The sequence below is a fragment of the Streptomyces sp. NPDC015345 genome (assembly GCF_043078805.1).
Classification (GTDB): domain Bacteria; phylum Actinomycetota; class Actinomycetes; order Streptomycetales; family Streptomycetaceae; genus Streptomyces.
Window position 1 is genome coordinate 1 of record NZ_JBIBTX010000008.1, and the last position, 23,228, is coordinate 23,228.

General features: G+C 71.8%; 23 protein-coding genes, 1 rRNA gene and 1 pseudogene. 6 read left to right on the forward strand and 19 right to left on the reverse strand.

Annotation, left to right across the window (positions count from 1 at the left end):
* Window positions 1–85, forward strand: a 5S ribosomal RNA gene (rrf, locus tag ACF062_RS29485); the annotation flags it as partial.
* Between the two features lie 67 nt (window positions 86–152).
* Here rrf and ACF062_RS29490 read toward each other — a convergent pair.
* The 4 genes from ACF062_RS29490 to ACF062_RS29505 are packed head-to-tail and all read right to left on the reverse strand — an operon-like array spanning window position 153 to window position 3,851.
* Window positions 153–824 (reverse strand): response regulator, encoded by a 672-nt coding sequence (locus ACF062_RS29490; protein ID WP_392142704.1) that lies wholly within the window; start codon window positions 822–824, stop codon window positions 153–155.
* A complete protein-coding gene (locus tag ACF062_RS29495) occupies window positions 821–2,122 on the reverse strand; it encodes a sensor histidine kinase (protein ID WP_392142705.1) in 1,302 nt (433 codons plus the stop codon). Before ACF062_RS29495 ends, ACF062_RS29490 begins: the two co-directional genes overlap by 4 nt.
* Window positions 2,119–2,898 (reverse strand): ABC transporter permease, encoded by a 780-nt coding sequence (locus tag ACF062_RS29500; RefSeq protein ID WP_392142706.1) that lies wholly within the window; start codon window positions 2,896–2,898, stop codon window positions 2,119–2,121. The genes ACF062_RS29495 and ACF062_RS29500 overlap by 4 nt, the downstream gene beginning before the upstream one ends.
* Window positions 2,895–3,851 (reverse strand): ATP-binding cassette domain-containing protein, encoded by a 957-nt coding sequence (locus ACF062_RS29505; protein WP_392142707.1) that lies wholly within the window; start codon window positions 3,849–3,851, stop codon window positions 2,895–2,897. Before ACF062_RS29505 ends, ACF062_RS29500 begins: the two co-directional genes overlap by 4 nt.
* A 188-nt stretch (window positions 3,852–4,039) precedes the next feature.
* On the opposite strand from ACF062_RS29505, the gene ACF062_RS29510 reads away from it, so the two are divergent.
* Window positions 4,040–4,594 carry a GNAT family N-acetyltransferase gene (locus tag ACF062_RS29510; RefSeq protein WP_392142708.1) on the forward strand — a complete coding sequence of 185 codons (555 nt, stop codon included), beginning with the start codon at window positions 4,040–4,042 and terminating at the stop codon, window positions 4,592–4,594.
* A 41-nt stretch (window positions 4,595–4,635) separates the two neighbouring features.
* Here ACF062_RS29510 and ACF062_RS29515 read toward each other — a convergent pair whose 3' ends face one another.
* Together ACF062_RS29515 and ACF062_RS29520 are read right to left on the reverse strand one after the other, a co-directional pair.
* The gene (locus ACF062_RS29515; protein ID WP_392142709.1) at window positions 4,636–5,232 is read right to left on the reverse strand and encodes an NADPH-dependent FMN reductase; all 597 of its coding nucleotides are present in this window, start codon (window positions 5,230–5,232) and stop codon (window positions 4,636–4,638) included.
* 50 nt (window positions 5,233–5,282) lie between these two features.
* The gene (locus tag ACF062_RS29520; protein ID WP_392142710.1) at window positions 5,283–6,797 is read right to left on the reverse strand and encodes an MFS transporter; all 1,515 of its coding nucleotides are present in this window, start codon (window positions 6,795–6,797) and stop codon (window positions 5,283–5,285) included.
* An 80-nt stretch (window positions 6,798–6,877) separates the two neighbouring features.
* On the opposite strand from ACF062_RS29520, the gene ACF062_RS29525 reads away from it, so the two are divergent.
* A complete protein-coding gene (locus ACF062_RS29525; protein ID WP_392142711.1) occupies window positions 6,878–7,633 on the forward strand; it encodes a TetR/AcrR family transcriptional regulator in 756 nt (251 codons plus the stop codon).
* Window positions 7,634–7,652: 19 nt separating this feature from the next.
* On the opposite strand, the gene ACF062_RS29530 is transcribed toward ACF062_RS29525, so the two are convergent.
* The 8 genes from ACF062_RS29530 to ACF062_RS29565 all read right to left on the reverse strand — a co-directional run bounded on the left by ACF062_RS29530 (window position 7,653) and on the right by ACF062_RS29565 (window position 17,814).
* On the reverse strand, window positions 7,653–9,233 hold the full coding sequence (locus tag ACF062_RS29530; RefSeq protein WP_392142712.1) for a type VI secretion protein: 1,581 nt from the start codon (window positions 9,231–9,233) through the stop codon (window positions 7,653–7,655).
* Window positions 9,223–10,608 (reverse strand): ATP-binding protein, encoded by a 1,386-nt coding sequence (locus ACF062_RS29535; RefSeq protein WP_223775490.1) that lies wholly within the window; start codon window positions 10,606–10,608, stop codon window positions 9,223–9,225. The genes ACF062_RS29530 and ACF062_RS29535 overlap by 11 nt, the downstream gene beginning before the upstream one ends.
* 62 nt (window positions 10,609–10,670) lie before the next feature.
* Complete coding sequence (locus ACF062_RS29540) at window positions 10,671–12,230, reverse strand: SCO6880 family protein (RefSeq protein WP_392142713.1); 1,560 nt, start codon at window positions 12,228–12,230, stop codon at window positions 10,671–10,673.
* Window positions 12,227–13,585: a hypothetical protein gene (locus ACF062_RS29545; RefSeq protein ID WP_392142714.1), complete on the reverse strand. Its 1,359-nt coding sequence runs from the start codon at window positions 13,583–13,585 to the stop codon at window positions 12,227–12,229. Before ACF062_RS29545 ends, ACF062_RS29540 begins: the two co-directional genes overlap by 4 nt.
* Window positions 13,575–14,420, reverse strand: coding sequence for a hypothetical protein (locus ACF062_RS29550; RefSeq protein WP_392142715.1), 846 nt, complete (start codon window positions 14,418–14,420; stop codon window positions 13,575–13,577). Before ACF062_RS29550 ends, ACF062_RS29545 begins: the two co-directional genes overlap by 11 nt.
* Before the next feature lie 205 nt (window positions 14,421–14,625).
* Window positions 14,626–14,934, reverse strand: coding sequence for a hypothetical protein (locus ACF062_RS29555; RefSeq protein WP_055570172.1), 309 nt, complete (start codon window positions 14,932–14,934; stop codon window positions 14,626–14,628).
* A gap of 217 nt (window positions 14,935–15,151) precedes the next feature.
* Entirely contained in the window at window positions 15,152–16,915 is a 1,764-nt protein-coding gene (locus ACF062_RS29560; protein ID WP_392142716.1) for a hypothetical protein, read from the reverse strand.
* Window positions 16,916–17,085: 170 nt separating this feature from the next.
* Window positions 17,086–17,814, reverse strand: a complete 729-nt coding sequence (locus tag ACF062_RS29565; protein WP_392142717.1) for a DUF4232 domain-containing protein — start codon at window positions 17,812–17,814, stop codon at window positions 17,086–17,088.
* Between the two features lie 219 nt (window positions 17,815–18,033).
* On the opposite strand from ACF062_RS29565, the gene ACF062_RS29570 reads away from it, so the two are divergent.
* Window positions 18,034–18,780, forward strand: coding sequence for a hypothetical protein (locus ACF062_RS29570; protein WP_392142718.1), 747 nt, complete (start codon window positions 18,034–18,036; stop codon window positions 18,778–18,780).
* A gap of 55 nt (window positions 18,781–18,835) precedes the next feature.
* Here ACF062_RS29570 and ACF062_RS29575 read toward each other — a convergent pair whose 3' ends face one another.
* Window positions 18,836–19,510 (reverse strand): hypothetical protein, encoded by a 675-nt coding sequence (locus ACF062_RS29575; protein WP_392142719.1) that lies wholly within the window; start codon window positions 19,508–19,510, stop codon window positions 18,836–18,838.
* Between the two features lie 153 nt (window positions 19,511–19,663).
* Here ACF062_RS29575 and ACF062_RS29580 point away from each other — a divergent pair, with 153 nt between their 5' ends.
* Window positions 19,664–20,593, forward strand: a complete 930-nt coding sequence (locus tag ACF062_RS29580; protein ID WP_392142720.1) for an XRE family transcriptional regulator — start codon at window positions 19,664–19,666, stop codon at window positions 20,591–20,593.
* 158 nt (window positions 20,594–20,751) lie between these two features.
* Here ACF062_RS29580 and ACF062_RS29585 read toward each other — a convergent pair whose 3' ends face one another.
* The 3 genes from ACF062_RS29585 to ACF062_RS29595 form a co-directional block, all read right to left on the reverse strand.
* Entirely contained in the window at window positions 20,752–20,988 is a 237-nt protein-coding gene (locus ACF062_RS29585) for a DUF397 domain-containing protein (RefSeq protein WP_392143009.1), read from the reverse strand.
* 65 nt (window positions 20,989–21,053) lie between these two features.
* A complete protein-coding gene (locus ACF062_RS29590) occupies window positions 21,054–21,248 on the reverse strand; it encodes a DUF397 domain-containing protein (protein ID WP_392142721.1) in 195 nt (64 codons plus the stop codon).
* A 10-nt stretch (window positions 21,249–21,258) separates the two neighbouring features.
* Window positions 21,259–22,125, reverse strand: a complete 867-nt coding sequence (locus ACF062_RS29595; protein WP_392142722.1) for a helix-turn-helix domain-containing protein — start codon at window positions 22,123–22,125, stop codon at window positions 21,259–21,261.
* Window positions 22,126–22,210: 85 nt separating this feature from the next.
* Here ACF062_RS29595 and ACF062_RS29600 point away from each other — a divergent pair.
* Window positions 22,211–22,489: pseudogene (locus ACF062_RS29600) on the forward strand (ATP-binding protein); the annotation flags it as partial.
* Here the strand turns inward: ACF062_RS29600 and ACF062_RS29605 are convergent.
* Window positions 22,478–23,191: a hypothetical protein gene (locus ACF062_RS29605; RefSeq protein ID WP_392142723.1), complete on the reverse strand. Its 714-nt coding sequence runs from the start codon at window positions 23,189–23,191 to the stop codon at window positions 22,478–22,480. The pseudogene ACF062_RS29600 and the gene ACF062_RS29605 overlap by 12 nt on opposite strands.
* Window positions 23,192–23,228 lie beyond the last annotated feature (37 nt).

The window sequence follows — 23,228 nt, forward strand, 5'->3', positions numbered from 1 at the left end:
TTACATTCCGAACCCGGAAGCTAAGCCTCACAGCGCCGATGGTACTGCAGGGGGGACCCTGTGGGAGAGTAGGACGCCGCCGAACTAATTTTGAACGGGAAACCCCCGCACCTTACGGTGCGGGGGTTTTCTGCGTTCACGGCGTTTTACGTTCACGCCGGGCGCACCAATTTCGTGTCGTAGGCCAGGATCACCGCCTGGACTCTGTCCCTCGCGCCCGTCTTCGCGAGGATGCGGCCCACGTGCGTTTTCACCGTGGATTCCGCGAGGTGCAGCCGGGAGGCTATTTCCGCGTTCGTCCAGCCTTGGCCGATGACCGTCAGGATTTCGCGTTCCCGGTCGGTGAGGGAGGACAGGCGCGGATGGTTCGCGGGGTCTGTCGGCGAGGTACCCGATGTGGGGAGGTGGTCGGCGTAGGTGTCCAGGAGGCGGCGGGTCAGGCTGGGGGCCACCACCGCGTCGCCCGATGCGACCGCGCGGATGCCGGAGAGTAGCTCCTCCGGCAGTGCGTCCTTGATGAGGAAGCCGGACGCTCCCGCGCGCAGGCCGTCATACGCGTACTCGTCGAGGTCGAACGTCGTGAGGATCAGGACGCGGGTGCGGTCGCCCGACGCGACGATGCGGCGCGTGGCCTCGATGCCGTCCAGGCCGGGCATGCGGATGTCCATCAGGACCACGTCGGGGTGGAGTTCGGCGGCCATGCGGATCGCCTCGCTGCCGTTGCCGGCCTCGCCGGTCACCGTCATGTCGTCCTGGCTCTCCAGGAGCATGCGGAAACCGAAGCGCTGCATGGGCTGGTCGTCGACGATGAGCACGGTCGTCACGGTGTCTCGCTGTCCTTCGGGAGATGGAGGTGGACCCGCCAGCCGCCCGGTGGTCCGGGGAGCGGGCCTGCCTCAAGTGTGCCGTCGTACAGGGAAGTTCGCTCGCGCATGCCAGTCAGGCCGCGGCCGTTTCCGCGGTCGTTTCCGTCGCCGCTTCCGGGGCCGGGTGCGCCGCCGCTGCCGCCCGTGCCGGTGTCCGTGACCTCGACCGTGACGCCGTGGTCGGTGTACGAGACGGCGACGGTGGCGGTGGCGGTGGGGCCGCCGTGCTTGAGGGTGTTGGTGAGCGCTTCCTGGACGACGCGGTAGACGGTGAGCTGGCGGCCGGCGGGGATGGAGTCGGGGCGGCCGCTGACGGTGCTGCGTACCGGAAGGCCCGCCGCCCGTACGCCGTCCATGAGTTGGTCCAGGTCGGTGAGGGCGGGCTGGGGGGAGCGTTCGGCGGTGGCGGGGGTGTCGTCACGCAGGACGTCCAGGAGGCGGCGGAGTTCGGAGAGTGCCTGGCGGCTGGTCGTGCCGATGGCTTCGAGGGCCTGGGCGGCGCGCTCCGGGGACTTGGCGGCGGCGTACGAACCGCCGTCCGCGAGGCCCGTGATGACGGAGAGGTTGTGGCCGATGATGTCGTGCATCTCGCGGGCGATGCGGGTGCGCTCGGCGGCCGCGGCGAGCTGGGCCTGCTGGTCGCGCTCGATCTCCAGCCTGCGCGCGCGTTCGACGAGGGCGGCGGTGTAGTCCTGCCGGGAGCGCACCGCGATGCCGAAGAGCGCCACGAGCGCGTACGCCCATACGTTCGGGAGGATCTGCTGGTCCCAGGAGTCGCGCGGGAAGCGGACGGCGCCGACGACGAGCGGCGCCGTCATGAGGAGGCCCGCCCGGCCGAGGGTCCGCAGGGGCAGCCGCATCGCGATGTCGAACAGGACGATCATCTGGAGCAGTGCGGCCTGGAGCATGGCGCCCGTCCAGCTGCTCAGCAGACTCGTCGCCACCATCGTCGCGAGGACGGCCATGGGGTGGCGGCGGCGCCAGAACAGGGGGACCGAAAGGCCGAGGCTCATCAGGAAGACCTGCCAGCCGGGGACGTGCGTGTTGGGCGCGGTGTTGCGCCAGCCGCCGTTCGCGTCGACGAGTGCCGCGACGACGAAGAAGCCGGTGATCAGCAGGTCCCAGACGAGCGGGCGGCGCCTGTCGAAGGCGCGCACCCGCTGGGTCCAGCGCTGGAGGAACTGCGTGAGGGGGTGCGGCTCGGTCACGGCCTCATCCTCGTACAGCGAACTCCCGGCATGGGGCCGCTCGGTCATACGTCCCGTCGCTTGAGGAGGACCGATGCCGCGGCGATGATCGCCGCCGCCCAGAGGGCGAGGGTGATGAGGGCCGTGCCGGGGGCGATGGTGTCCTCCACGCGGGTCAGCGAGCCGAGTGAGTTCGCGGCCTGGACGGGGAAGTGCCTGATGGCGCTCTCCACGGCGCTGAACGGCAGCATGCCGAGGACCTCCGGCAGGATCAGCACGGAGCCGACGAACGCGCCGATGGCGCCGGGCACCGAGCGCAGCAGGGCGCCGAGGCCGAGGGCGATGAGGCTGAGCAGGGTGAGCGAGGCCGCGCTGCCGGTGAGGGCGCCGAGGACGCCGTCGTGGGTGAGGGAGAGCTCCTTGTCGGTGCCGGAGAGCCAGATCTGGGCGGTGAGGAAGGTGACGACGTTGGTCGTCCAGGACACCGCGAAGGCGACCGCCGTGAAGATCGCGGCCTTGGACCACAGGACGGGCAGGCGGCGCGGTACGGCGGTGAGGGAGGCCCGGATCATGCCCGTCGAGTACTCCCCGGCGGTGACGAGGATGCCGAGGACGGCGAGGCAGATCTGGGAGAGCTGGGTGCCGAGGAGGGTGAAGACGATCGTGTCGACCTCGGAGTCGTCGCCGTCGTAGGTGGAGCCCATCGTGGCGCCGACGACGATGACCAGGGTGATGGCGGTGAGCAGGGTGATCCAGGTGGAGCGGAGCGTGCGGAGTTTGTGCCACTCGGAGCGCAGGATGCCCTTGGTGCTCAGGCGGTACGTGGTGGTGGCCGGGGTGCTCATGCGGCGGCTCCTTCCTGCTGAGAGGTGGCGGGGGCGGTCGTAGAGGCGGTGTATTCGACGGAGTCGCGGGTGAGGTCCATGAAGGCCTGCTCCAACGACACCGCGTGCGGGGTGAGTTCGAAGAGGGGGATCTTGTGGGCGGCGGCGGTGCGGCCGATGTGTTCGGCGTCGGTGCCGCGTACTTCGAGGGCGCCGGGGACGCTGCCGGTGATGTGGACGCCGGGGGCGGCGAGCAGTTCGGTGAGGAGGCCGGCCTCGGGGGTGACGACCTTCACGGAGCCGGTGCCGGAGTCGCGTACGAAGCGTTCGACGGTGGTGTCGGCGAGGAGCCTGCCGCGGCCGATGATGACGAGGTGGTCGGCTGTCAGCGCCATCTCGCTCATGAGGTGCGAGGAGACGAGGACCGTACGGCCTTCGGCGGCCAGGGACTTGAGGAGGGTGCGGATCCACAGGACGCCCTCGGGGTCGAGGCCGTTGACCGGTTCGTCGAGGATGACCGTGGCGGGGTCGCCGAGGAGGGCGGCCGCGATGCCGAGGCGCTGGCCCATGCCGAGGGAGAAGCCCTTGACGCGCTTGCGTGCGACATCGTCGATGCCCGCGAGGTGGAGGACGGTCTCGACGCGGCTCTTCGGGATGGCGTGGGTGTGGGCGAGCGCCATCAGGTGGTGGAAGGCGGAGCGGCCCGGGTGGACCGAGCGGGCTTCGAGGAGGGCGCCGACCTCGCTGAGGGGCGCGGGGTGGGACGTGTAGGCGCGGCCGCCGATGGTGGCGCGGCCGGCGGTGGGGGCGTCGAGGCCGAGCAGCATCCGCATGGTGGTGGACTTGCCCGCGCCGTTGGGGCCGAGGAAGCCGGTGACGGTGCCCGGCAGGACCTCGAAGCTGAGGTCGTCGACGGCTTTCTTGGCGGGCTTGCCGCCGTAGTGTTTGGTCAGTCCGTATGCCCTGATCGTCATGGCTTCGATGCTGGCGCGGTCGGGGGCGCGGATCGTCGGACCGGGGGCGGGACGTGGCGGTGGCGGGTAGTACCGGGGTACGACGGCGACCCTGAGGGGCCCCGCGCGACGACCGGGCGGGACGGCAGGGCGTGGCGGCAGGGCCTGACGACGGGGCGTGACGGCCGGGCGGAATCTAGGATCACTGCATGAACCACGTCGTACGAGCTGTCCGTGCCGAGGAGTGGCCCCAGGTCAGGGAGTTGCGCCTGGCCGCGCTGCGGGATCCGGCGGCGCCGGTGGCCTTCCTGGAGACGTACGAGGATGCCGCCGTGAAGCCGGACTCGTACTGGCAGGAGCGGGCCGCGGGGGCGTCGAGAGGGTTCCGGGCGCGGCAGTTCGTGGCGGAGGACCCGCATGGCGTGTGGGCCGGCTCCGTGACGGTGCTGATCGAGGAGGCGGGGCACGACGACGCCTTCGGGGGTGTGATCGAGCGGCGGCAGGCGCATCTCGTCGGGGTGTTCGTGCGGCCCGAGCACCGGGGCAGCGGTGTGACGGACGCGCTGTTCGAGGCGGCTGTGGCGTGGGCGTGGTCTCTGGAGGGGGTGGAGCGGGTGCGGCTGTACGTCCATGAGGACAATCCGCGGGCACAGGCGTTCTACCGGCGGTTCGGCTTCGTACGCAGTGGAGGGGTCGCCCCGGTGCCGGGCGACCCCTCCGCGCGGGAGTACGAGCTGGTGCTTGAGCGGCCTCAGCGGCCTTAGCGGGCTTGTCGGCGGCTCTGGCCGGCCCTGGTGGCCGGTGATCAGCGGTACGGGTTCTCCGTGCGGGCCGTGCGCAGGGCCTTCGCCCACCAGGCCAGCTGGTCGAGCATCACCTTGGCGGCGCCGGCCGCGCCGTCCTGTTCGTGGGCGCGGCCGTCCGCGCCGAAGTCGTCCCAGGCGCCATGGAAGCTGACGCCGTCGCGGACGGTCGCGCAGTGCAGCTCGGCGAAGACCAGGCGGAGCTGTTCGACGGCGCGCAGGCCGCCGCCGACGCCTCCGTAGGAGACGAAGCCGACCGGCTTGGCCTCCCACTCGGTGCGGTGCAGGTCGATGAAGTGCTTCAGGGCGGCCGGGAAGCTGTGGTTGTACTCGGGGGTGACCACGACGTACGCGTCGGCGGCATCGACCCGCTCGGCGAGCGCGGTGAGCGCGGGGGTGCGCTCGGTCCCCCAGTCCGGGTGAGCGGCGGGCAGTTCGAGGCCGGCGACATCGATGACGTCGACGGTGAACGCGGTATGCCGCTCGGCGAGGGCGGTGAACCAGTCGGCGACGGTGGGTCCGAAGCGACCGTCGCGGGTCGAGCCGACGATGACGGCGAGGCGCAGGGGCGTCGTGGTGGGGTGCGGGGTGGTGGACATGGCGTACTCCTCAGGTGCGGGCGTGCGGTGGGTGGTGATCGGTCGGTCGGTCAGTGGGTGCGGGCCGGTGCGGGGGCCGGGGCGGTGACGGTGGTCTTCGCCGTACGTGTGCGGGGGCGCAGCAGGGCGTGGACGAGGAGCGCGAGGCCGGTGCTGAGGCCCGCCACGGACCACAGGACGATCCGCCAGGCCTCGGTGAACTGCTCGGCGTGGCCGCCGGCGCCCGCGGTGATGCGCCCGGCGAGCTCCGCCGAGCCGACCCGGGACTCCAGGAGGGCGAGCAGCAGCGCTCCGAAGACGGTGAGCATGACGGCGCCGGTGCCGCCGCGGACGGTGTTCAGGAAGCCGGAGGCCATGCCGACCTGCGCGGGGGCGACCATGCCGAGCGCCTGGGCGTCGATGATGCCGGCGGACAGGCCTTGGCCGGCGCCGATGGTCAGCAGCGGCCCCGCGAGGGCGGCGGCGGAGATGCCGGGGTGCAGGGTGGTCAGCCAGGCGTTGCCGGCGGCGATCAGGAGCAGGGACAGGACGAGCAGGTGCCGGGCCGGGGCGCCGCGGTTGACGAGGCGGGCGCCGAGCGGGGGCAGGGCGAGGACGGGGACGGTCATCAGGAGCAGGATCAGTCCCGCGTCGCCCGCGGTGGTGTCGCCGGTGCCCTGGAGGTAGGTGGGCAGGTAGACCAGGGCGCCGGTGGTGCCCGCGCCGAGTCCGAAGGAGCCGAGGGCCCAGCCGAGGAAGGCGGGGCGCCGGGCCAGGGAGAGGTCGAGGACGGGTGCGCCGCCGCGGGCGGCGAGGCGCTTCTCGACGCGTACGAAGGTGATCAGGAGGGCGGTGCCCGCGGCGAGCGGCAGCAGCGTACCGCCCGAGGTCCAGCCGGCCTTGGAGCCCTGGGTGACGGCGAAGAGGGTCAGGGAGAGGCCGCCGATGAAGGTGGCGGCGCCGGCCTTGTCGACGCGTGACGGGGTGTCGGCGCGGGACTCGGCGAGGAGGCGGGTGCCGAGGAGGATCGCGCCGCCGGCCGCGGCGAAGACCAGGAACGTGGTGCGCCAGCCGAGGCCGTCCACCATCCAGCCGGAGAAGGTGGGGCCGATGGCGATGCCGACGCCCGCCGTGGTGCCGAGGGAGGCGAACACCTTGGTCCGCGCCGCTCCCGTGTAGGTGGCGGCGAGCAGGGCGCCGCCGCTCGTCATGACGCCCGCGGCGCCGATGCCCGAGAGCAGGCGGGCGGCGTCCAGGAACAGGATGTGGTGGGCGAAGGCGGAGGCGAGAGTGCCGGTGGCGTAGAGCGCGGCGCCGACGGTGAGGACGCGGCGGCGGCCGAAGATGTCGCCGAGCGAACCGGCGACGAGCATGAAGGAGGAGGCGGCGAGGAAGTAACCGACGACCACCCACTGGAGGGCCGCGCCCGACGCGTCGAGGTCGGAGCCGATGCGGGGCAGGGCGACGGTGGTGCCGGACATCGCCATCGGCAGGGTGAGCATGCCGAGCAGGACGACGAGGAGGGTGAGGACGGGACGGCCCCGGCGCGTGGCGGGAGGGGCCTGCGGAGCGGTCTCGGTAGGCATGCGAGTAAAGTACAACGAGCGTTGTAGCCATTACAACGGACGTTGTAATTTTTTCTGACGCGGGAAGGTGAGGCGGCGCCATGGCGGGCCATGCGGACAGCGAGCGCGACAAGGACAGCGGGCGCGACAGGGACAGCGAACGCGACAAGGACGGCGCGGGCGCGGTGGACCGGAAGCCGCCGCGCAAGGGGATGGCGGAGAAGCGCCGGGCGATCACCAGCGGTGCCCGGACCGTCTTCGGGCGCGAGGGCTACACGCGCGCCAGCATCGACGCGATCGCCGCCGAGGCCGGGGTGTCGACCCGCACCATCTACAACCACTTCGGCGACAAGGAGGGCCTCTTCCGTGCCGTGCTCCTGGAGAGCGCGGAGTCGGTGACGGCCGCCACGGAGGCGCTCTTCGAGCGGCATCTGCGCAAGGTGCGTGATGTCGAGGAGGACCTGCTCGACTTCGCGCGCGAATGGGTCGGGCAGAGCGAGGCGCACCCCGGGCAGTTCTCCGTCGTACGCCAGATCATCCCCGAAGGGCGGCGGCTGCCCGCCGACGTCCTTGAGGAGTGGCAGCGGATCGGTCCGCGGGCATCCCAGGACGCCCTGGCCCGATGGCTCCTCGAACTGGGGCGGCAGGGCCTGCTCGCCGTCGACGAGGCGAACGCGCGCAAGGCGGCCAGGCACCTCGCGCTCATGGTGGGCGGCGGTGTCACGGCGGAGTCGTACTTCGGTGCGCTGCCGCTGGCGGAGGCCGAGGTGGAGGAGATCGTGCGGGACGGCGTCGGGATCTTCCTGCGGTTGTACGGGGTGGACGCGGCGCGAGGCCCGGCGGGCGCGGGAGTGTGAGCGGGGTCCTACGGGGGCGTCAGACCGGCAGTGCGCTGTCCGGCCAGCGGCATCTGCCCTGTTCGCGGGAGCGGAGCAGCGCCAGGGTGGGCAGGCCCCGGTCGGCGCCGGTGGCGAGCAGGTCCGGGAGCTGAGGGAGCGGCGCCACGGCGGCGGCGTCCTCCAGGACGAGCGTCATTGGTGGGTCGAGCCGACCGGAGGATGACCGTTCGGCCATGCGCCGGCCGTGCTCGACCACGCTGGAGGCGAGTGCCGTCAGCAGCGGCATGGCACCCGGGCCTTGGCGGGACTTGGGATCCTCGATCGCCTCACCCACCACAAAAAGCGTGCCCCCTTCATGCACAAAGGAATCCAGGGTGAGCGCATCAGTTCGGTTTGGTGTGCAGGATTCACGGACGTGCACGGTGAACAGGGCGGACAGCGAACGTGCCGTCAACTCCTGCGCGATGTCACGTCGTTCCGGATACGCGGTGAGGGCCGCCTCCAGCTCGCCCGCGGCGCCGGACGCGGCCTCGGGGTGCGTACGGAGAATGCGTACCGCCTCCTGGACCTGGGTGCCCTGCGCCCAGCGGTGGACGTGCTTCATCGGCTTGTCGGCCACCGCGGCGGCGTGCAGGAAGCTGCGCAGCAAGGTCTCCGCCAGGTCCGCCACGGCGGCGTCGAGCCTCGCCGTCGGCCTCGTCGGGGCGAGGAGGGCGGCGGCGCGCTGGGCGGCCGTCGCCTTGTCCCGGCAGCCGGAGGTGGGGGACCAGTGCATGCGGGCAGGGGTGTCGCACAGGTGGGAGGGGTCGTAGAGGAGGACGGGGCCCAGCTTGGCGCGGGCGTCCTTCGTCTCCTCCCACAGGGTGGGGTCGGAGGTCAGGACCAGGGCCGCGCCCTCGGCGTCCTGGACGGCCCGCAGCGCGTGGGGACGCCGGGTCTGCGGGGTGCCGAGGATCAGAGGGGTGCGGGGCGCCTCGGGCGGAGTGGCCGGCGCGGGCGGGGGGACGGTGCCGTGCTCCGGGCTCTCGGAGGGTGCGGGCAGAGGGACGGTGCCGTGCTCCGGGCCTTCGGGCCGCGTGGGTGGGAGGTGGTGCGGGCCGGGCTCGGTGCCTTTGTCGCGAGGCCCCTCGGGGGGCGACGCGGCCGGGGTGACTGGGGTGACCGGAGCAACTGGACCACGCGTGGCGAGCTCCTCGCCCCCGGCGCGTACACGCACCACCGCCCCCGCCGCGCCTTCGGCGCGAGCCGTCCGCCGTACCGCCCGCCACCTCGCCACCGTCCCCATCACGAAGACCGCCAGCACGACCAGCACCATCAACTGGCCGATGAACAGGCCCCAGAACAGCCCGTACCCCGACAGCTGCGCGGGCGGGGTCTCGGGCCAGGCGCCCGGCAGGTCCTGCGGGTCACCGACCAAGTGGCGTACCGCCAGCGGCGTATGGCCGAACGTCACCCGGTCCGGCCAGGCGCCGTGCGCGAACAGGGCCGCGAGGTTCGTCGCCGACCAGACCAGGACCGTCGAGACCAGCAGGAAGCCGAGAACCCCCAGCAGCAGCCCGTCCGGAACACCCCGCTCGGCACCCGCGCCCCGGCGGCCGCGCTCCCAGTCATCCCGCATGCTGCTCCATGTACGCCGCCCGCTCCTCGGCCTCGAGTTCGGCCGCCCGCATGGCGTCGTCGGCGAGGTCGGCCGACGACTGCGTCATGGCGCGGTCCGTGAAGACCAGCGGCCGTTCCGTCTCCGTGATGAGGTGCTTGACCACCTGGACGTTGCCGTTCACGTCCCACACCGCGATGCCGGGGGTGAGGGTCGGAATGATCTCCACCGCCCACCTCGGCAGTCCGAGGACACGGCCCGTCGCCCTCGCCTCGTCGGCCTTCTGGGCGTAGATGGTCCTGGTGGAGGCCATCTTCAGGATCGCCGCCGCCTCCTTCGCGGCGGCCCCGTCGACCACGTCGCTCAGGTGGTGGACCACCGCCACGAACGACAGACCGAGCCGGCGGCCGAACTTCAGCAGCCGCTGGAAGAGCTGCGCGACGAACGGCGAGTTGATGATGTGCCACGCCTCCTCCACCAGGAAGATGCGCTTCTTGCGGTCGGGCCGGATCCAGGTGTGCTCCAGCCAGACACCCACGATCGCCATCAGGATCGGCATGGCGATGGAGTTGCGGTCGATGTGCGAGAGGTCGAAGACGATCAGCGGGGCGTCCAGGTCGATGCCGACCGTCGTCGGGCCGTCGAACATGCCCCGCAGGTCACCGTCGACCAGCCGGTCCAGGACCAGCGCCACGTCCAGGCCCCAGGCCCGCACGTCGTCCAGGGCGACGTTCATGGCCTCGGCGGACTCCGGCTCGGGGTGGCGGAGCTGCTCGACGATGTCGGTGAGGACCGGCTGCCGCTCCACGATCGTCTCGTTCACGTACGCGTGCGCGACCTTCAGCGCGAAGCCGGAGCGCTCGTCCAGGCCGTGGCCCATCGCGACCTCGATGATCGTCCGGAGCAGCGCCAGCTGACCCGTCGTCGTGATCGCCGGGTCGAGCGGGTTGAGCCGGATGCCCATGTCCAGGGCCGCCGTCGGGTCGAGCCGGATGGGAGTTATCCCCAGCTCCTGGGCGATGAGGTTCCACTCGCCGACGCCGTCCTCGCCCTGCGCGTCCAGGACGACGACCTGCCGGTCCTTGAACCGCAGCTGCCGCAGGACGTACGTCTTCTCCAGCGCCGACTTGCCGTTGCCGGACTCGCCGAGCACCAGCCAGTGCGGTGCGGGCAGCTGCTGCCCGTACAGCTGGAAGGGGTCGTAGATGTAGCCCTTGCCGGAGTACACCTCGCGCCCGATGATCACACCCGAGTCGCCGAGTCCCGGCGCGGCCGTCGGGAGGTAGACCGCCTGGGCCTGCCCCGTCGACGTCCGCACCGGAAGCCTGGTCGTCTCGACCTTCCCGAAGAGGAAGGAGGTGAAGGCGTCCGTGAGGACGGTCAGCGGATCCCGCATCGCAACAGCCTGCCTCTACGTCGATACCGTCTAGCGCAATTGCGCGCTCGCACTTTTGCGCTCTAGCGTCGGATGCCGGTCGCGAACGGCAGCGTGTTGACGAAGGCCCTGTGGTGCTCGCGGTCGCACCACTCCAGCTTCAGATACGACTTGCCGGCGGAGGCGCGGATGGTGCGCTTGTCGCGCGCGAGGGCCTCCGGGGAACGGGACGAGACCGTGATGTAGCCGACGAGGTTGACGCCCGCCGCGCCGCTCGCCAGGTCCTCGCCGCGCTGGTCCAGGCGGGAGTGCGAGGCGATGTCGCGGGGGTCGACCGTGCGGTTCATCTTGGCCTGGCGGCTCGCCTCCGCCTCGTCGTTCGTCTTCTCGGTCAGCATCCGCTCGATGGCGACCTCGGTGGGTTCGAGGTCCATCGTCACGGCCACCGTGCGGATCACGTCGGGGGTGTGGACGAGCAGCGGCGCGAGGAAGTTGACGCCGACGGGCGTCATCGGCCACTCCTTCACCCAGGCCGTGGCGTGGCACCAGGGGGCGCGGGTGGAGGACTCGCGGGTCTTGGCCTGGAGGTAGGTGGCCTCCGTGGCGTCGAGCTCGGCGGGCCAGGCGTTGCGCTTCGTCATCGCCTGGATGTGGTCGATGGGGTGGTCCGGGTCGTACATGGAGTGGACCAGGGAAGCGAGGCGGCCCTGGCCGAGCGGCTGCCGTACGCGGATGTCGGCCTCCTGGAGCCGCGAGCAGATGTCGGTCAGCTCGCGGGCCATGACGACGGCGAGACCGGCGTCCTTGTCGAGCTTCCTGCCGCCCACCGGGCGGGCCGCACGGGCCATGGCCTGGGCCTCGGCGGCCAGGTCACGGGAGTAGTGCATGCAGGCGACGAGGTAGGCGCGGTGCTGCTCGCTGCTGGTCGACACCATCGACTGGAGCTGGTCGTACGACTCCTGGAGCCACGGCAGGGCCCGGTCGTCGCCGCGCACGGCGACGTCCTTGGCGTGGGCGTCGGGGTCGGCGGGCAGGGTGCGGGCGAGCATCTGGAGGCGGGTGACGAAGCCGTCGCCGTTCGCCACGTGCTTGAGGAGCGTGCCGAAGCGGTCGACGAGGGCCTCTTGGTCCTCGCTGTCGCGCAGGCCGACGCCAGGGCCCTCGATCTCGATCGCGGCGGTGACGGTCCGCCGGTCGGCGTGCAGCAGTACGGCGATCTCATCCGGCCCGAAGGGCGCGGCCAGCCAGCTGATGCGGCCGATGCCGGGTGGCGGCCCGACCTCGACCTCGCGGCCGTCCAGCCTGACCCCGGCCTCCGGGGCGGCGGAGCGGTAGGCGGTGCCGCGCCTCAGGGAACGCTTGTAGGTGCGGTTGATCTCGAACCACTTGTAGAACGTCCGGCCCTTGTACGGGACGTACACCGCCGCGATGGCGAGCATCGGCAGGCCGGTGAGCAGCACGATGCGCAGGGAGAGGACGGGGACGAGGAGTCCGCACATCATGCCGAGGAACGCCCCCACGATGATGAGGGCGATCTCCCCGGTCTCGCGGTTCTTGCCGACGATCGCGTTCGGCCGCGCACGGCCGATCAGATATGTGCGGCGGGGCGCGACCGGCTGGGACACGTGGGACTGGGTCGTCAACGCCCTTCACCTCCCGTGCGGTTGGTACTGCTGTTGCGGGAGCCGCCGCGGTTGCCCGCGTGCGGGGTGTTCGTCGCGCTGGTGCTGCTGCGCGGCGCGGGTGCGGCGGAGGGGACAGATCCGCCGCCGTTCGATGAGCCGCCGCCCCCGGTGGGACGGCTGCTGTGGGCGGCGACGCCGCCACCGGCGGGGTTGGCGGGGCGGGGCTGGTTGCTCCCGCCACCACCGCTTCCGTTGCCCCGGGCGCTGTGGGTCTTGATGCCCTGGGAGACGAGGGAGGCCGGGGAGCTGATCACGGCGGCGGCCTTGTTCTCGGCGCCGCGCATGATGCGGTTGTTGCGGGAGCCGGCGATCTCGTCGCCGAATCCGGGGACGAAGCGGTAGATCATCGCGCTCGCGAAGATGGCGAGCAGGATGATCGAGAGCCCGGAGACGACGGCGGAGAACGCGTCGGGTCCGTCCTCGGCGGAGAGCGCCCCGGCGAGGCCCAGCACGATGACGATGATCGGTTTGACGAGGATGACGGCGATCATGATGCCCGCCCAGCGGCGGACGTGTGACCACAGGTTCTTGTCGACGAGTCCGGCGTAGACGACGGTGCCGAGGAGTGCCCCTACGTAGAGGAGCGCCGCCCTGATGACGAGCTCCAGCCACAGGACGCCCGCGGCGAGGATCGACACGAGCGAGACCACGATCAGCATGATCGGGCCGCCGCCGATGTCCTCGCCCTTCTTCAGGGCGCCGGCGAACGTCCCGAAGAACTGGTCCGTCTGACCCCCCGTCGCCTTGGAGATGACGTCCGAGACGCCGTCGGTGGCCGAGACGACGGTGTACAGGATCAGCGGCGTGAAGGCGGAGGCGAGAACCGTCAGCCACAGGAACCCGATGGCCTCGGAGATCGCGGTGGTCAGCGGCACGCCGCGCACGGCCCGCTTGGCCACGGCGAGCAGCCACAGCAGGAGCGTGAGGATGGTCGACGCGGCGAAGACGACGGCGTACTGCTGGAGGAACGTGGCGTTCGTGAAGTCGACGTCGGCGGTCTCCTTCACGGCGTCGGAGAGCTTGTCGACGGTCCAGGAGGCGGCCTCGGCGCAACCCTTGGCCAGGGAGCTGAGGGGGTCGAGGCTGGGGCTGATGGGGTCGTCGGCGGGGAGGTTGCTGCCGGAGTCGGAGTCGGCCTTCTGGCCTTTCTCGCAGTATTTCTTGGCGGGGCCGCGGATGAGTTCGCAGGGGTCGTCGGAAGGCTCCGGGTCCGGCGCCGCCAGGGCGCGGGTGGCCAGCAGCACGGCCGCCGTCTGCACTGTGGTGAAGGCAGCGGCGAGCGTGAGGGTGCGGCGACGGGTACTACCGGGCATAGGTGAACCCTCCGAACTGCTCCACTGCCTCCGCCATGTCGTCGGCGGTGGATGCCCTTTGGTCACGGCCGACCGGGACGGGGCCGTCCTTCTGCCGGAAGTCGGCGACCTTCCAGTCGCCGTCGACCCACTGCAGCTCGTACGTGTTGGTGAACCAGCTCTCGGACACCGGGTTGCTGGTGTTCTCGCCCGCCAGGCCGAACAGCGACGAGTACCAGATCTCGACGTTGGCGCTGTCGCCGCTGAACTTCTTGACCTGGGTGCCCACCGGGATGATTCGGGAGACGAACTTCGTGTCCTTCGGAGGCGTGCCGTCGGGGTTCAGGCCGATGCCGGCCAGGAAGTCCTTGCCCGAGTACACCTTGTCCAGGGTCGGCTGACGCTTTCGTGCCTCGTCCGGGGTGTAGACCGTGTTCACGATGGCGTCGCGCTTGGCCTTGTCGAACATCTCGGCCGAGCCGAGCGCCACCGCGTAGTTCGCCGCGGCGCTCTGCGCCCCCTGCTCCGTCTTGGCGAAGCCGGTCGCGATCCCCTCCGTCTTCCCCCCGACCGGCTTCTCCCCCGAAGGGGCCGTCGCCGAGCCGGCCGGCTTCTTGGGGTCGCCGGCGCCCGCGGAGTCGTCGTCGCCGCCCCGGTTGGCGAAGGCGATCGCCGCGATCAGCAGGACCACGACGCCGACCACCGTCACCAGGCTCCGGGAGGAGGACCGCCCGGTACGGGCGGATCTGCGCGCGCCGCCGTAGACGTCGTCGCCGCCCTCCCCCTCGGGGAGCCTCGTCCTGGTCTCTCCCGAGCCGCCGAAGAGGCCGTCGTTCCGCTCGTCGTCGGGACTCATGCCGCGACCGCCCCCTCAACCTCTCGCTGAACCATCACGCAGGACACGTATGACGGTAGCCGTGCTGGTTCCCGCGCGGGCGCGGTGTGGTGACTCGACATCAGGGAGTTGCAACCTCAGCCGGTGGGCACGACGGACGGGTGGGGAGAGGGGGACAGGGGGGACAGGGGGAGGGGGGACGTGGCAGAGGCGGGGGATGGGGACGCTAGACCGCCATGCCGTACACGATGGTGAAGAGTGTGCCGAGCGAACCGATGATGAAGACTCCGGTCAGGCCCGCGATGATCAGGCCCTTGCCCTGTTCCGCGCTGAAGGTGTCCCGCAGCGCCGTCGCGCCGATGCGCTGCTTCGCCGCGCCCCAGATGGCAATGCCGAGACAGAGGAGGATGGCGATCGCCATCACCACCTCGATCATCACGCGTGCCTCGTTGCCCAGACTCCCGAAGGGACCCCAGTCGGGGGCGATCCCGCCGATGATGGTGGTGATGTCGCCCTTTTCGGCTGCCATAAGCATGTTGTAACTCACCGCCCCTAGTGGGTTGTTCTGCCACCTCTGCCTACCTCGGTGCAGAGGACAGCTCATTCTCGCCGACAATCGCGGCCGTGGATGACGCCTTGGCGCCATTCGTTGGCCGACTTCGTACGTTTCCTCGTGCGTGAGGTCTGGTTACTCTGTGTATCACGCGGTACGACGCCGGGCAATGACGGCCCGGCGTGCCCCTGACCAGGACTTAAGTAAGTCCGAGACCGGCGCTCCCCCGGGTCACGAAGGAGCAGTCGGTGTAGCGGTAGGCAGGGTTGATCCTCGCACCGTCGGCTCGATTGCGTACGGTGGCCCGCTTGTAGAGGAAGTGGTATTCGCCGGCGGGCAGCCTGAGGGTGGCCCTCGGGTACCGCGTGACGCCGGCCCGGCAGGCCTTGTCGCCCTGGGACTTGGCGGCGAAGATCCGGCAGGACGCGCAGTCCTTGAGCGTGACCCTGCCGGTGGTGGGGCCGGTGTAGAGGACCTCCAGCTCGCCGGGGCCGAGGTTGGCGAGGACGAGGTCGACCTTGCTGCCGCCGGCGGGGCCGGCCGGGGGCAGGCGGCGGCCCGCGCTCGGGCGTTCCGCGGCGATCTCGGCGGCGATGGCGACGTCCTTGGCGCGGTCGCGCTTCTCGCCGGCGGGGTAGGCCTTGGCGAAGCCGTTCAGGGTCGCGGCGGCCTTGGCGAAGCGGGCGTCCTCGAACTCGTCCATGCCGCAGGCGTAGACGCCGCGCTCCACGGCCCGGTCGGTGGCGCCGCGCAGGGCCGTGGCGTCGACCGCGTCGCCGGGCAGGGACGCGGCGGTGGCGCCGAGGGCCCGCAGTTCCTCGACGGCGGGGCAGGGATCCTTGCCCTTGAGCGCGGCCGTACGGGCGCCGATGGCGTCGCGGAGGGCGGGTTCCACCTTCGCGGCCTGGTCCGAGGCGGGGAAGGTGCGCAGGAGCTCGGCGAGCGGGGCGTCGGCGGCGGGGCGGCCGAGCGCGTCGGTTCCGCACGCGTGGAGCGAGGTGGCGAGGCGGCCGTCCGGCCAGGTGGCGAGGGTGCCGAGGTGGTCCTTGCCGGGGGTGCCGAGGGCGCGGGGAACGGTCCGCAGGTGGGTGAGCGGGGTGACGGCGTCGCAGTAGCGCCGGGCGGTGTAGGGGGCGCTGACGGAGCGGTAGTAGGCGCCGAGGCTGTCGGACAGGCGGCCGGCGGCCTTCGAGCCGGGGTGGTCCTCGGCGAGGGAGCGGTAGACGCGCAGGGCCTTGGCGTACTTCGTCTCGGCGGGGCCGTCGAAGGGCTGTCCGTCGAGGCCCGCGACGGTGCGGTCGGCTTTGGCGAGGCGGTCGAGGAGCATCTGTTCGACCGCCTCGTCCCGCGCGCTCTCGTACGCGAAGGCGCCACCGGCGGGTACGGCGAGCAGGACGACGCCGAGCCCGGCGGCGAGGGGCGCGCGCAGCGGCCAGTGGCCGCGGTCGCGGACGGCCCGCAGCGCGCCGTGGGCGGCGGCCAGGGCCAGGAGGGCGGCATAGCCGACGAGAAGGCCGCCGGGGACGCCGTCGACGTCGGCGGGCAGGGCGACGAGGAGCAGGGCCGCGGTCGCGGCGCAGCAGAGCGCGGTGAGGATCGGCCGCCGCAGCAGGAGGTAGCCGAGGCCCAGGCCGGTGAGGTTGAGCAGGGCGACGGCCAGGGGCCGGAGGGGGCCGCGGGACCGCTCGGAAGCGCTGTCCGGTGGCTGGACGGGCAGTGGGGGTGGGGGTGGTGGTGGGTCCTGGGGTGCGGGCGGGAGTGCGGACGGAGGCGCGGGCGGGGATGCGGGCGGAGGTGCGTGCGGGGATGCGGACGGAGGTGCGTACGGGGATGCATGCGGGGCCGCGGACGGCGGCGGTGGTCCGAACTGCCCCGGGCCGTCGCCCTTGCCCTTGCCCCTGCCCTTGCCTCCGCCCTCGCCGCCGGGTCCCGCGGCACGCTGGTCCCTTGGCTCTCGCTCCATGGTCGGCTCCCCCCGGCCGTGACCGCGCGCCCTGCCGCACCCGTAGGCCGCACAACGCCCAATTCACCCACCATCGGGCATGGTTGAGGCCACGTCAATCATCGGCCGACGGGACGGCTCTGCCCCCTGTGACCAGGGGTTTCCCTGGCCCCAGAGGGCACTTCCGTGTCTCAGCCCGCGGGGGAGTCGCTGACCTTGCCGACCGGGCCGACCGCGAGCTTCGGGCCACTCGACGAGCCCTCGCCGCTCACCGGGAGGGACCCGGCGGGCCAGGCGATGGTGACGGTCTTCGTCTCGCCGGGCGGGGTCACCAGGATCTTGGCGATGCGTACGCCGGAGCCGCCGCTGTTGTTGACCGGGAACGTGATGTTGAAGGCGGCGGACTCGCCGTCCTTGAGGACGGCGGAGTGGGGCTGCTCGCCGTTGCGCTCGACGGAGAGCGTGTCGCCCATGGCCGACTTCAGGTCGACGCCCGCGTAGCCGTTGATGGTGCAGTCGCGGCCGCCGCCGTTCTTGAACACGACGGTGACGACGCCCTCCGTCTTGTCGGTGCTGTTGTCGTGGGCGGTCACCTCCAGCTCGTCGCTGCGGCAGCTGCCGGCCTTGCCGTTCCGGCCGGAGCCGGAGCCGGCGGCGCCATCGCCGCCGCCGTTTCCGGAGCCACCGTCGGAGGAGCCCGAGCCCGAGCCCGAGCCCGATGAGCCGGAGCCGGAAGAGCCGGAGCCCGAGGAGCCCGAGCCGCCGCTGCCCGTCCCAGCGTCGTCCGAGGCCGCGCTCGGCTTCGTGCCGGCCGAGGAGGACGCGCCCGAGCCGCCGTCACCGTTGCAGGCGGTGAGCGAGAGCGCGCCGAGGAGCGAGAGGCCGGCGAGCAGGGTCTTCGAGGCGTGCTTGAGCTTCATGGGATCCCCCGTGAGGTGCGTGGGTGTCGTCCGGTACGGCGGGTGTCGTACGTCGTGGCGAGGCCGTGCGTTCCGGCCTGGCTCACAGCGAAGCCGTCCCTGGCCGGTGGGGGCAAGGAGCGCCGGGCGATCAGGGATGCTGGAACGGGAACGGTGGGCCTGACCTGCGGTTATGGCCGTTCCCTGGAACGTCGTCATGGGACGGATATGATCATGGACATGATCTTTCCCGCGCCTCTTCGCACGCTCGCCGCAGTGTTCGCGGTGGTCGCTCTCGCCGTGACGGTGTCCGCCTGCGATGAGGACGGGGAGCGCGAGGTCGGCGCCTCGGACCAGGGCGGCGTCTCGGGCGGGAGCGGCACCTCGGGCGGGAGCGGCACCTCGGGCGGGGACGGCGCCTCGGGCGGGGACGGCGCCAGTGACGCGGGCGACGCGAACCCCGGCCGGAACGGTGGCGCCAGCGGCGGACCCGAGGTCCGGCAGAAGATGATGCTGGACAACATGCCCGAGGCCGGCACCGTGATGGCCGCGGGCGAGTACCTCCAGCGCTTCACGACCTGCGAGCGCTACAGCATCGACCCGTCGGACGAGCGCTACTACCCCATGGACGAGAAGTTCGACGCCGCGTGGGGTGTGCGGTTCCGCGGCACGTGCGACGACGGCGGGCACGGCTACATCCGCGTGTTCAAGACCGACGGCACCGACGGCATGGAGCGGTTCCAGAGCGCCTACAAGGCGGACGTGGCCGAGCGCATGAAGAGGGACGAACGCGCCGCCATCAAGGGCGGCTTCGCGATCGGCAAGGACTTCGCCGTGATCGCGCCCGATGGCGGGACGATCCGCGACCTGTCGGCGTCGGGCCTGCTGGTCCTCAACTGCAATCCGAACTTCCGGCCGACGGGGGACGTCGCGACGGCGCCCGCGCTGGTGGACGGCTGTGTGCTGACGGACGAGTTCGTCGCCTAGGACCGCCTAGGACCGCCTAGGGGCCCTAGGGCCGCCTGTGACCGCCCAGGACGGCCTACGACTCGGCGCGCGGCGCCCCGTACCACCGCCACGAGGTCAGGCGTGCCCGGCCGGGGAGTTCACCGCGGCCGGTCGCCCACAGGAGCGTGGGCCACGGGTCGGTGTCCCTCGGGGCGTCGGGGAAGAGGCGGTGCAGGACGCGGGCGCAGAGGGCGGCGGGCGGGTCCCAGGTGTCGCCGATGCCGAGCCCGTTCGCGATGTCGTGCGTGTGTACGAGGGTCTCCACGACGCCCATCGCGGCGAAGCCCTCGGGGTCCGAGGCGCCGAAGCCGTGGTGGGAGCGGACGGTCGGCGGGGTGGTGGCGACCATGGCGGTCAGCAGCGCGCCGCACGCCTCCACGACCTGGAGCAGCCCCGCGGGGCCGGCCGCGGGGTCGGCGAGGGTGACGTTGGCGGGGCCGCCCGGCGTCCGGCTGACCCAGTGGAAGGGGACCACGCCGTCCAAAGGGGGATGTTCCGGGCCGAGTTGGGCGGCGTAGGCGAAGAGGTCGTCCGCCAGGTGTTCACCCGTCTCCCAGCAGTCCCACTCCAGACCGCCCGCCTTGGCGCTCCAGTCGGCGTCGTCCGGCGCCCCGCGCAGGGTGGCGACGGCCAGGCGGACGGCGCGGGTGACGTCGTCGGCGGTGACGGGGGCGGTGTGGTCGGCCGGTGGCTCAGGGGTGTGAGGCATGGCCCGGACGGTAGCAACTGACGGGAAGCGCTCTTGTGGCGGTGCCGGACGGCGGCGACACTCGGTCTCTTCCCGGGACGGGGGCTCTTCCCGGACAGTGGCGCGATCGGCCGGTGATCGCGCGGCGCGGGAAGCGAAAGGAGCCAGTCGACCATGGAGCACCAGGGCGGTGCGAGGCCCGAGCGGGCCCGGACGCCGGCCGAGTTCGTCGCGCTGCTGCGGCAGGTGAAGGAGGCGTCCGGCCTCACGTACCGCCAGTTGGAGCTCCGTGCCGCCGAGCGCGGGGACCTGCTGCCCCGGAGCACGGTCGCCGGGGCGCTGTCCCGCTCGGCGCTGCCGAAGGCGGAGCTGGTGGAGGCGCTGGTCCGCGCGTGCGAGGGGGAGGAGCGGGTCGGGGCGTGGCTCGCGGCGCGGGACCGGGTGGCGTCGGGCGAGGCGGCGCCACCGCCCGCCCCTGACCCGGCGGCCGGGCCCGCTCCCGTCGCCGCGGCCCCCACGCCCGCCTGGAAGCGGCCGCGCGCCCTCACTCTCGCCGCCGGGGTGATCGCCGTGGTGGCCCTCGCGGCGGTGGGCGCCTCGGCGCTGAACGCCTCCGATGAGCCGAGCGACCCCGCGCCGTCCCGCTCCGCGAAGGCGGTGAGCGTGCCGTCCGGTGTCGTACGGGTGCAGCCGCTGCGGGCGGCCGGGCTCTGTCTCACCGACGGACGGGACAGGAAGGGGCGGTACGGGAGCCATATCGCGGTGTTCCGGCCGTGCGGGGAGGCGGTGCCGCCCACGACCGAGCTGGAACCGCTCGACGGCGGTGTGTACCGCGTCCGCTGGCGGCACCCGGAGCACGGCCCCGGCTGCCTCGTCGCCCCGGCGAAGGGCGCCGCGAAGGGCTTCCTGGAGCCCTGGGACGACTGCGCGGCGGCGGCGCGGCTCTCGGTCGAACAGCGGGGCGAGGCATATGTGCTGCGGCTCCAGGACGGGCGGTGCGTGGGCGTGAACGGCGCCGCGGTCGAAGGGGTGGAGGCGGTGCTCGGGCGGTGCGGCGGTGCCGACGCGCAGCGGTTCCTCATCCGGCGCGGCGCGCGGCCGTGACCGCTCCGGCCCGGCGAGGGTCCCCCCGATGACCCCCTCGCCGGGCTCGGCACCGAGGCTGTCACCGGGCGGGGCGGCGGGCAATGGATTCCCCTGTCCGGGACGGCTTCGGGGCTGTCCCGGACAGGCCGACAGCCACGTCTGAGGGCTGGGCGGCGTCAGTCCTGACCGACGCCCTCCACGAAGTGGCCTTCCGCGAAGTGGTCGAACTCACCGGCTTGTACGCCGAGCACGAAGGCGTTCCACTTCTTCCGGGTGGTCGTGACGACGTTCTCCGGGGCGCTGGTCTCCCGGAGGTGGACGGCGTCGTCCTCGCCGTAGGCGATCTCGATCCAGGGGCCGGGGCCCTGCTCGTCCTCTGGGGTGGCGCGGATCCAGTCGAGGTCGGCGGGGATTTCGGGGCGGGGGGCTCGGTCATGTTCCGCTTCTCCGGGTCGGGGGAGGTGAGTCGTGCCTCTCCTCAGGCCGGTTCGGCGCCTGCGACCCGCTTGGTGTCGCGGATCAGTGCGGCGAAGGCGGCGGGGGTGGCGGTGAGTATCGCTCCGCTGGGGTCGCTGCTTTCGGTGAGTTCGACCTTGCCGGTCGCAGTCGCGGCGACGTACACGCACGAGCTGCCCTCGGAGCAGTACGTGGACTTCTGCCAGCGCGGGTTCATGAGCGCTCCTCTACAGATCTTGCATCACGGTGTGGATGAGGTCTCGGGTATTCCCCGGGTCGAGCGAAGCTGCCGACAGCCTCTCGAAAAGCGTCCGGTACTTGTGAAGCTGTGCCTCGGCGTCGAGGAACACCAGCCCGTGCGACTGGTCAAGGTAGACGGTGTCGAGCGGGGGCACCGGCCCATGGACGTAGTAGATCGACTGCCCGGACCCGGGGTAGGCGCCAGCGTCGAACGTGATCGCACGCAGGGTGACATTGTCGCGCTCGCTCATGTCGAGGAGGTGCTGAAGCTGGCGCCGCGCGACGGCGGCACCACCAACCTTCATACGGAGCGCGGCTTCGTGGATGACGGCCTCATACGGAACGGGGGCGTCGCGGTACAGCACCGCCTGACACTTGATGCGAAACGTGAGGCGGTGCTCGATGTCCGGTGGCGTCAGTTCGGTGACGGCTTGGCGGAAGATCTCGCGAGCGTAGTCATGTGTCTGGAGCAGGCCCGGAATCCGTGCGGCGACGCTGTCGCGCAATGCCTCGGCATGGTGCTCCAGTTCCGCCAGGTCGAGCAGGGCTCCGGGCAGCAGTTCGCGGTACGCCTCCCACCAGCCGCGCGTGCGGTCGCTCGTCATGCGGGCGAGGGAATCCTCCAGGGCCTTGTCCGGGCACTCGTAATGGCATGCCAGCATCCGCACACGTTCGGGACTCACGCCCATACGCCCGGACTCCATGTTGCTGACCTGGTTCTGCTTCACGCCCAGCAGTTGACCGGCTTCGGTGGACGTCAACCCCGCCCGTTCGCGAAGTTTCCGCAGCTCTGCGCCCAGCCGGAGTTGACGACCTGTCGGGTTGGCTCTCACCGTGCGCTCGCCTCTCGCCATGGCTGGTCACCCACATGAGTGGCAGATCAGCCTTTTTACGCGATCCCGATAACGACTCGCCCCCACCGCGGGGCTCCTCGCGGGCGAGCTGCTCAGCAACGCCCACTGTCACACTGACGGGCCCTACGCCCTCCGCCTCCGTTCCGCTTCCCCGGAGGGGATCCGCGTGTCTGTGTGGGACTCCGACCCGCGGATTCCCTCCGGGTTCGCGGGAGGCCGCGCCCCCGACCACCGGCCGCCCGACACAGCGGAGGGCGGCCGGGGGCTGCACCTCGTGCGGGCCTGCGCGGACAGCTGGGGGGCCTACACCGTAGGGACGGTCCACGCGGGGAAGTTGTTGTGGGCCGAGACCTCAGGGCGTTGACGGTTCGACGTCCCCGGCCGGTTCGGTGAAGGAGACCGTCTGGAGGATCGCCGCCATGATGTTGCAGAACTCGGTCCAGTACTCCGTGGACGCGGTGTGCAGCGTGAAGACCGCAGTGAACGGGCCTGTCGGGAACGGGACATGCACCTGTATCTGCCCGGTGAGGAGTCCCGTCGCCTCGCCGGTCGCCGTGATCTCCGGATTCAGCTTGTACTCGGTGAGGGTGACGCAGGAGACTGCTGGGCCGCAGGGCAGGTTCAGCCAACGGGCGTCGTTGTGCGGGGTGCTGGAGAGGACGGCCAGAATCCCCTGGGCGACGGTCTCCGTGTCACCGGAGGCCTGGTCGGTCGGGACGGCAGCCACGGTGAACGCGCACTGGGCCACGCCGCCGGTGTCCTTTGCCGCCTCCTCGCCGTCTGTAGCCCTCTCCTCCGCTGTGGAGAAGAGCCCCATTGCGGAGTAGGAGACTCCGGAGCCGACCATGAGGTCGGCCAGTCCCGCGTAGTACGGGGCGGCGGGCCCCCAGATGCGTTCGTCTCCACGGGAGTAGAGGCCGCGTACGAACTCTTGTGCGCGCTCGCTGCGCTCCTCCGGCGTGGCGGCGATAGGGAGGGCGTAGAAGCCGTCGGGGACGTTGAACCAGAGGGGCGGGGGGTCGAGGAGGTCAGCGGGAGTGGATGGAAGGCTGGTCGGGGATGTCATGGCGGGGAAGCGTCCTGATGTGGTGCGGAGGCTGGGA

Bases quoted from the DNA above. Each gene is read 5' to 3' on its own strand.
- ACF062_RS29580 (WP_392142720.1), top strand. From the start codon at position 19,664: ATGGAGCACCAGGGCGGTGCGAGGCCCGAGCGGGCCCGGACGCCGGCC.
- ACF062_RS29535 (WP_223775490.1), bottom strand. From the start codon at position 10,608: ATGCGGGATCCGCTGACCGTCCTCACGGACGCCTTCACCTCCTTCCTC.
- ACF062_RS29510 (WP_392142708.1), top strand. From the start codon at position 4,040: ATGAACCACGTCGTACGAGCTGTCCGTGCCGAGGAGTGGCCCCAGGTC.
- ACF062_RS29495 (WP_392142705.1), bottom strand. From the start codon at position 2,122: ATGACCGAGCGGCCCCATGCCGGGAGTTCGCTGTACGAGGATGAGGCC.
- ACF062_RS29575 (WP_392142719.1), bottom strand. From the start codon at position 19,510: ATGCCTCACACCCCTGAGCCACCGGCCGACCACACCGCCCCCGTCACC.
- ACF062_RS29550 (WP_392142715.1), bottom strand. From the start codon at position 14,420: ATGAGTCCCGACGACGAGCGGAACGACGGCCTCTTCGGCGGCTCGGGA.
- ACF062_RS29505 (WP_392142707.1), bottom strand. From the start codon at position 3,851: ATGACGATCAGGGCATACGGACTGACCAAACACTACGGCGGCAAGCCC.
- ACF062_RS29605 (WP_392142723.1), bottom strand. From the start codon at position 23,191: ATGACATCCCCGACCAGCCTTCCATCCACTCCCGCTGACCTCCTCGAC.
- ACF062_RS29595 (WP_392142722.1), bottom strand. From the start codon at position 22,125: ATGGCGAGAGGCGAGCGCACGGTGAGAGCCAACCCGACAGGTCGTCAA.
- ACF062_RS29500 (WP_392142706.1), bottom strand. From the start codon at position 2,898: ATGAGCACCCCGGCCACCACCACGTACCGCCTGAGCACCAAGGGCATC.
- ACF062_RS29545 (WP_392142714.1), bottom strand. From the start codon at position 13,585: ATGCCCGGTAGTACCCGTCGCCGCACCCTCACGCTCGCCGCTGCCTTC.
- ACF062_RS29525 (WP_392142711.1), top strand. From the start codon at position 6,878: ATGGCGGGCCATGCGGACAGCGAGCGCGACAAGGACAGCGGGCGCGAC.
- ACF062_RS29530 (WP_392142712.1), bottom strand. From the start codon at position 9,233: ATGCGGGATGACTGGGAGCGCGGCCGCCGGGGCGCGGGTGCCGAGCGG.
- ACF062_RS29520 (WP_392142710.1), bottom strand. From the start codon at position 6,797: ATGCCTACCGAGACCGCTCCGCAGGCCCCTCCCGCCACGCGCCGGGGC.
- ACF062_RS29560 (WP_392142716.1), bottom strand. From the start codon at position 16,915: ATGGAGCGAGAGCCAAGGGACCAGCGTGCCGCGGGACCCGGCGGCGAG.
- ACF062_RS29590 (WP_392142721.1), bottom strand. From the start codon at position 21,248: ATGAACCCGCGCTGGCAGAAGTCCACGTACTGCTCCGAGGGCAGCTCG.
- ACF062_RS29565 (WP_392142717.1), bottom strand. From the start codon at position 17,814: ATGAAGCTCAAGCACGCCTCGAAGACCCTGCTCGCCGGCCTCTCGCTC.
- ACF062_RS29515 (WP_392142709.1), bottom strand. From the start codon at position 5,232: ATGTCCACCACCCCGCACCCCACCACGACGCCCCTGCGCCTCGCCGTC.
- ACF062_RS29555 (WP_055570172.1), bottom strand. From the start codon at position 14,934: ATGCTTATGGCAGCCGAAAAGGGCGACATCACCACCATCATCGGCGGG.
- ACF062_RS29570 (WP_392142718.1), top strand. From the start codon at position 18,034: ATGATCTTTCCCGCGCCTCTTCGCACGCTCGCCGCAGTGTTCGCGGTG.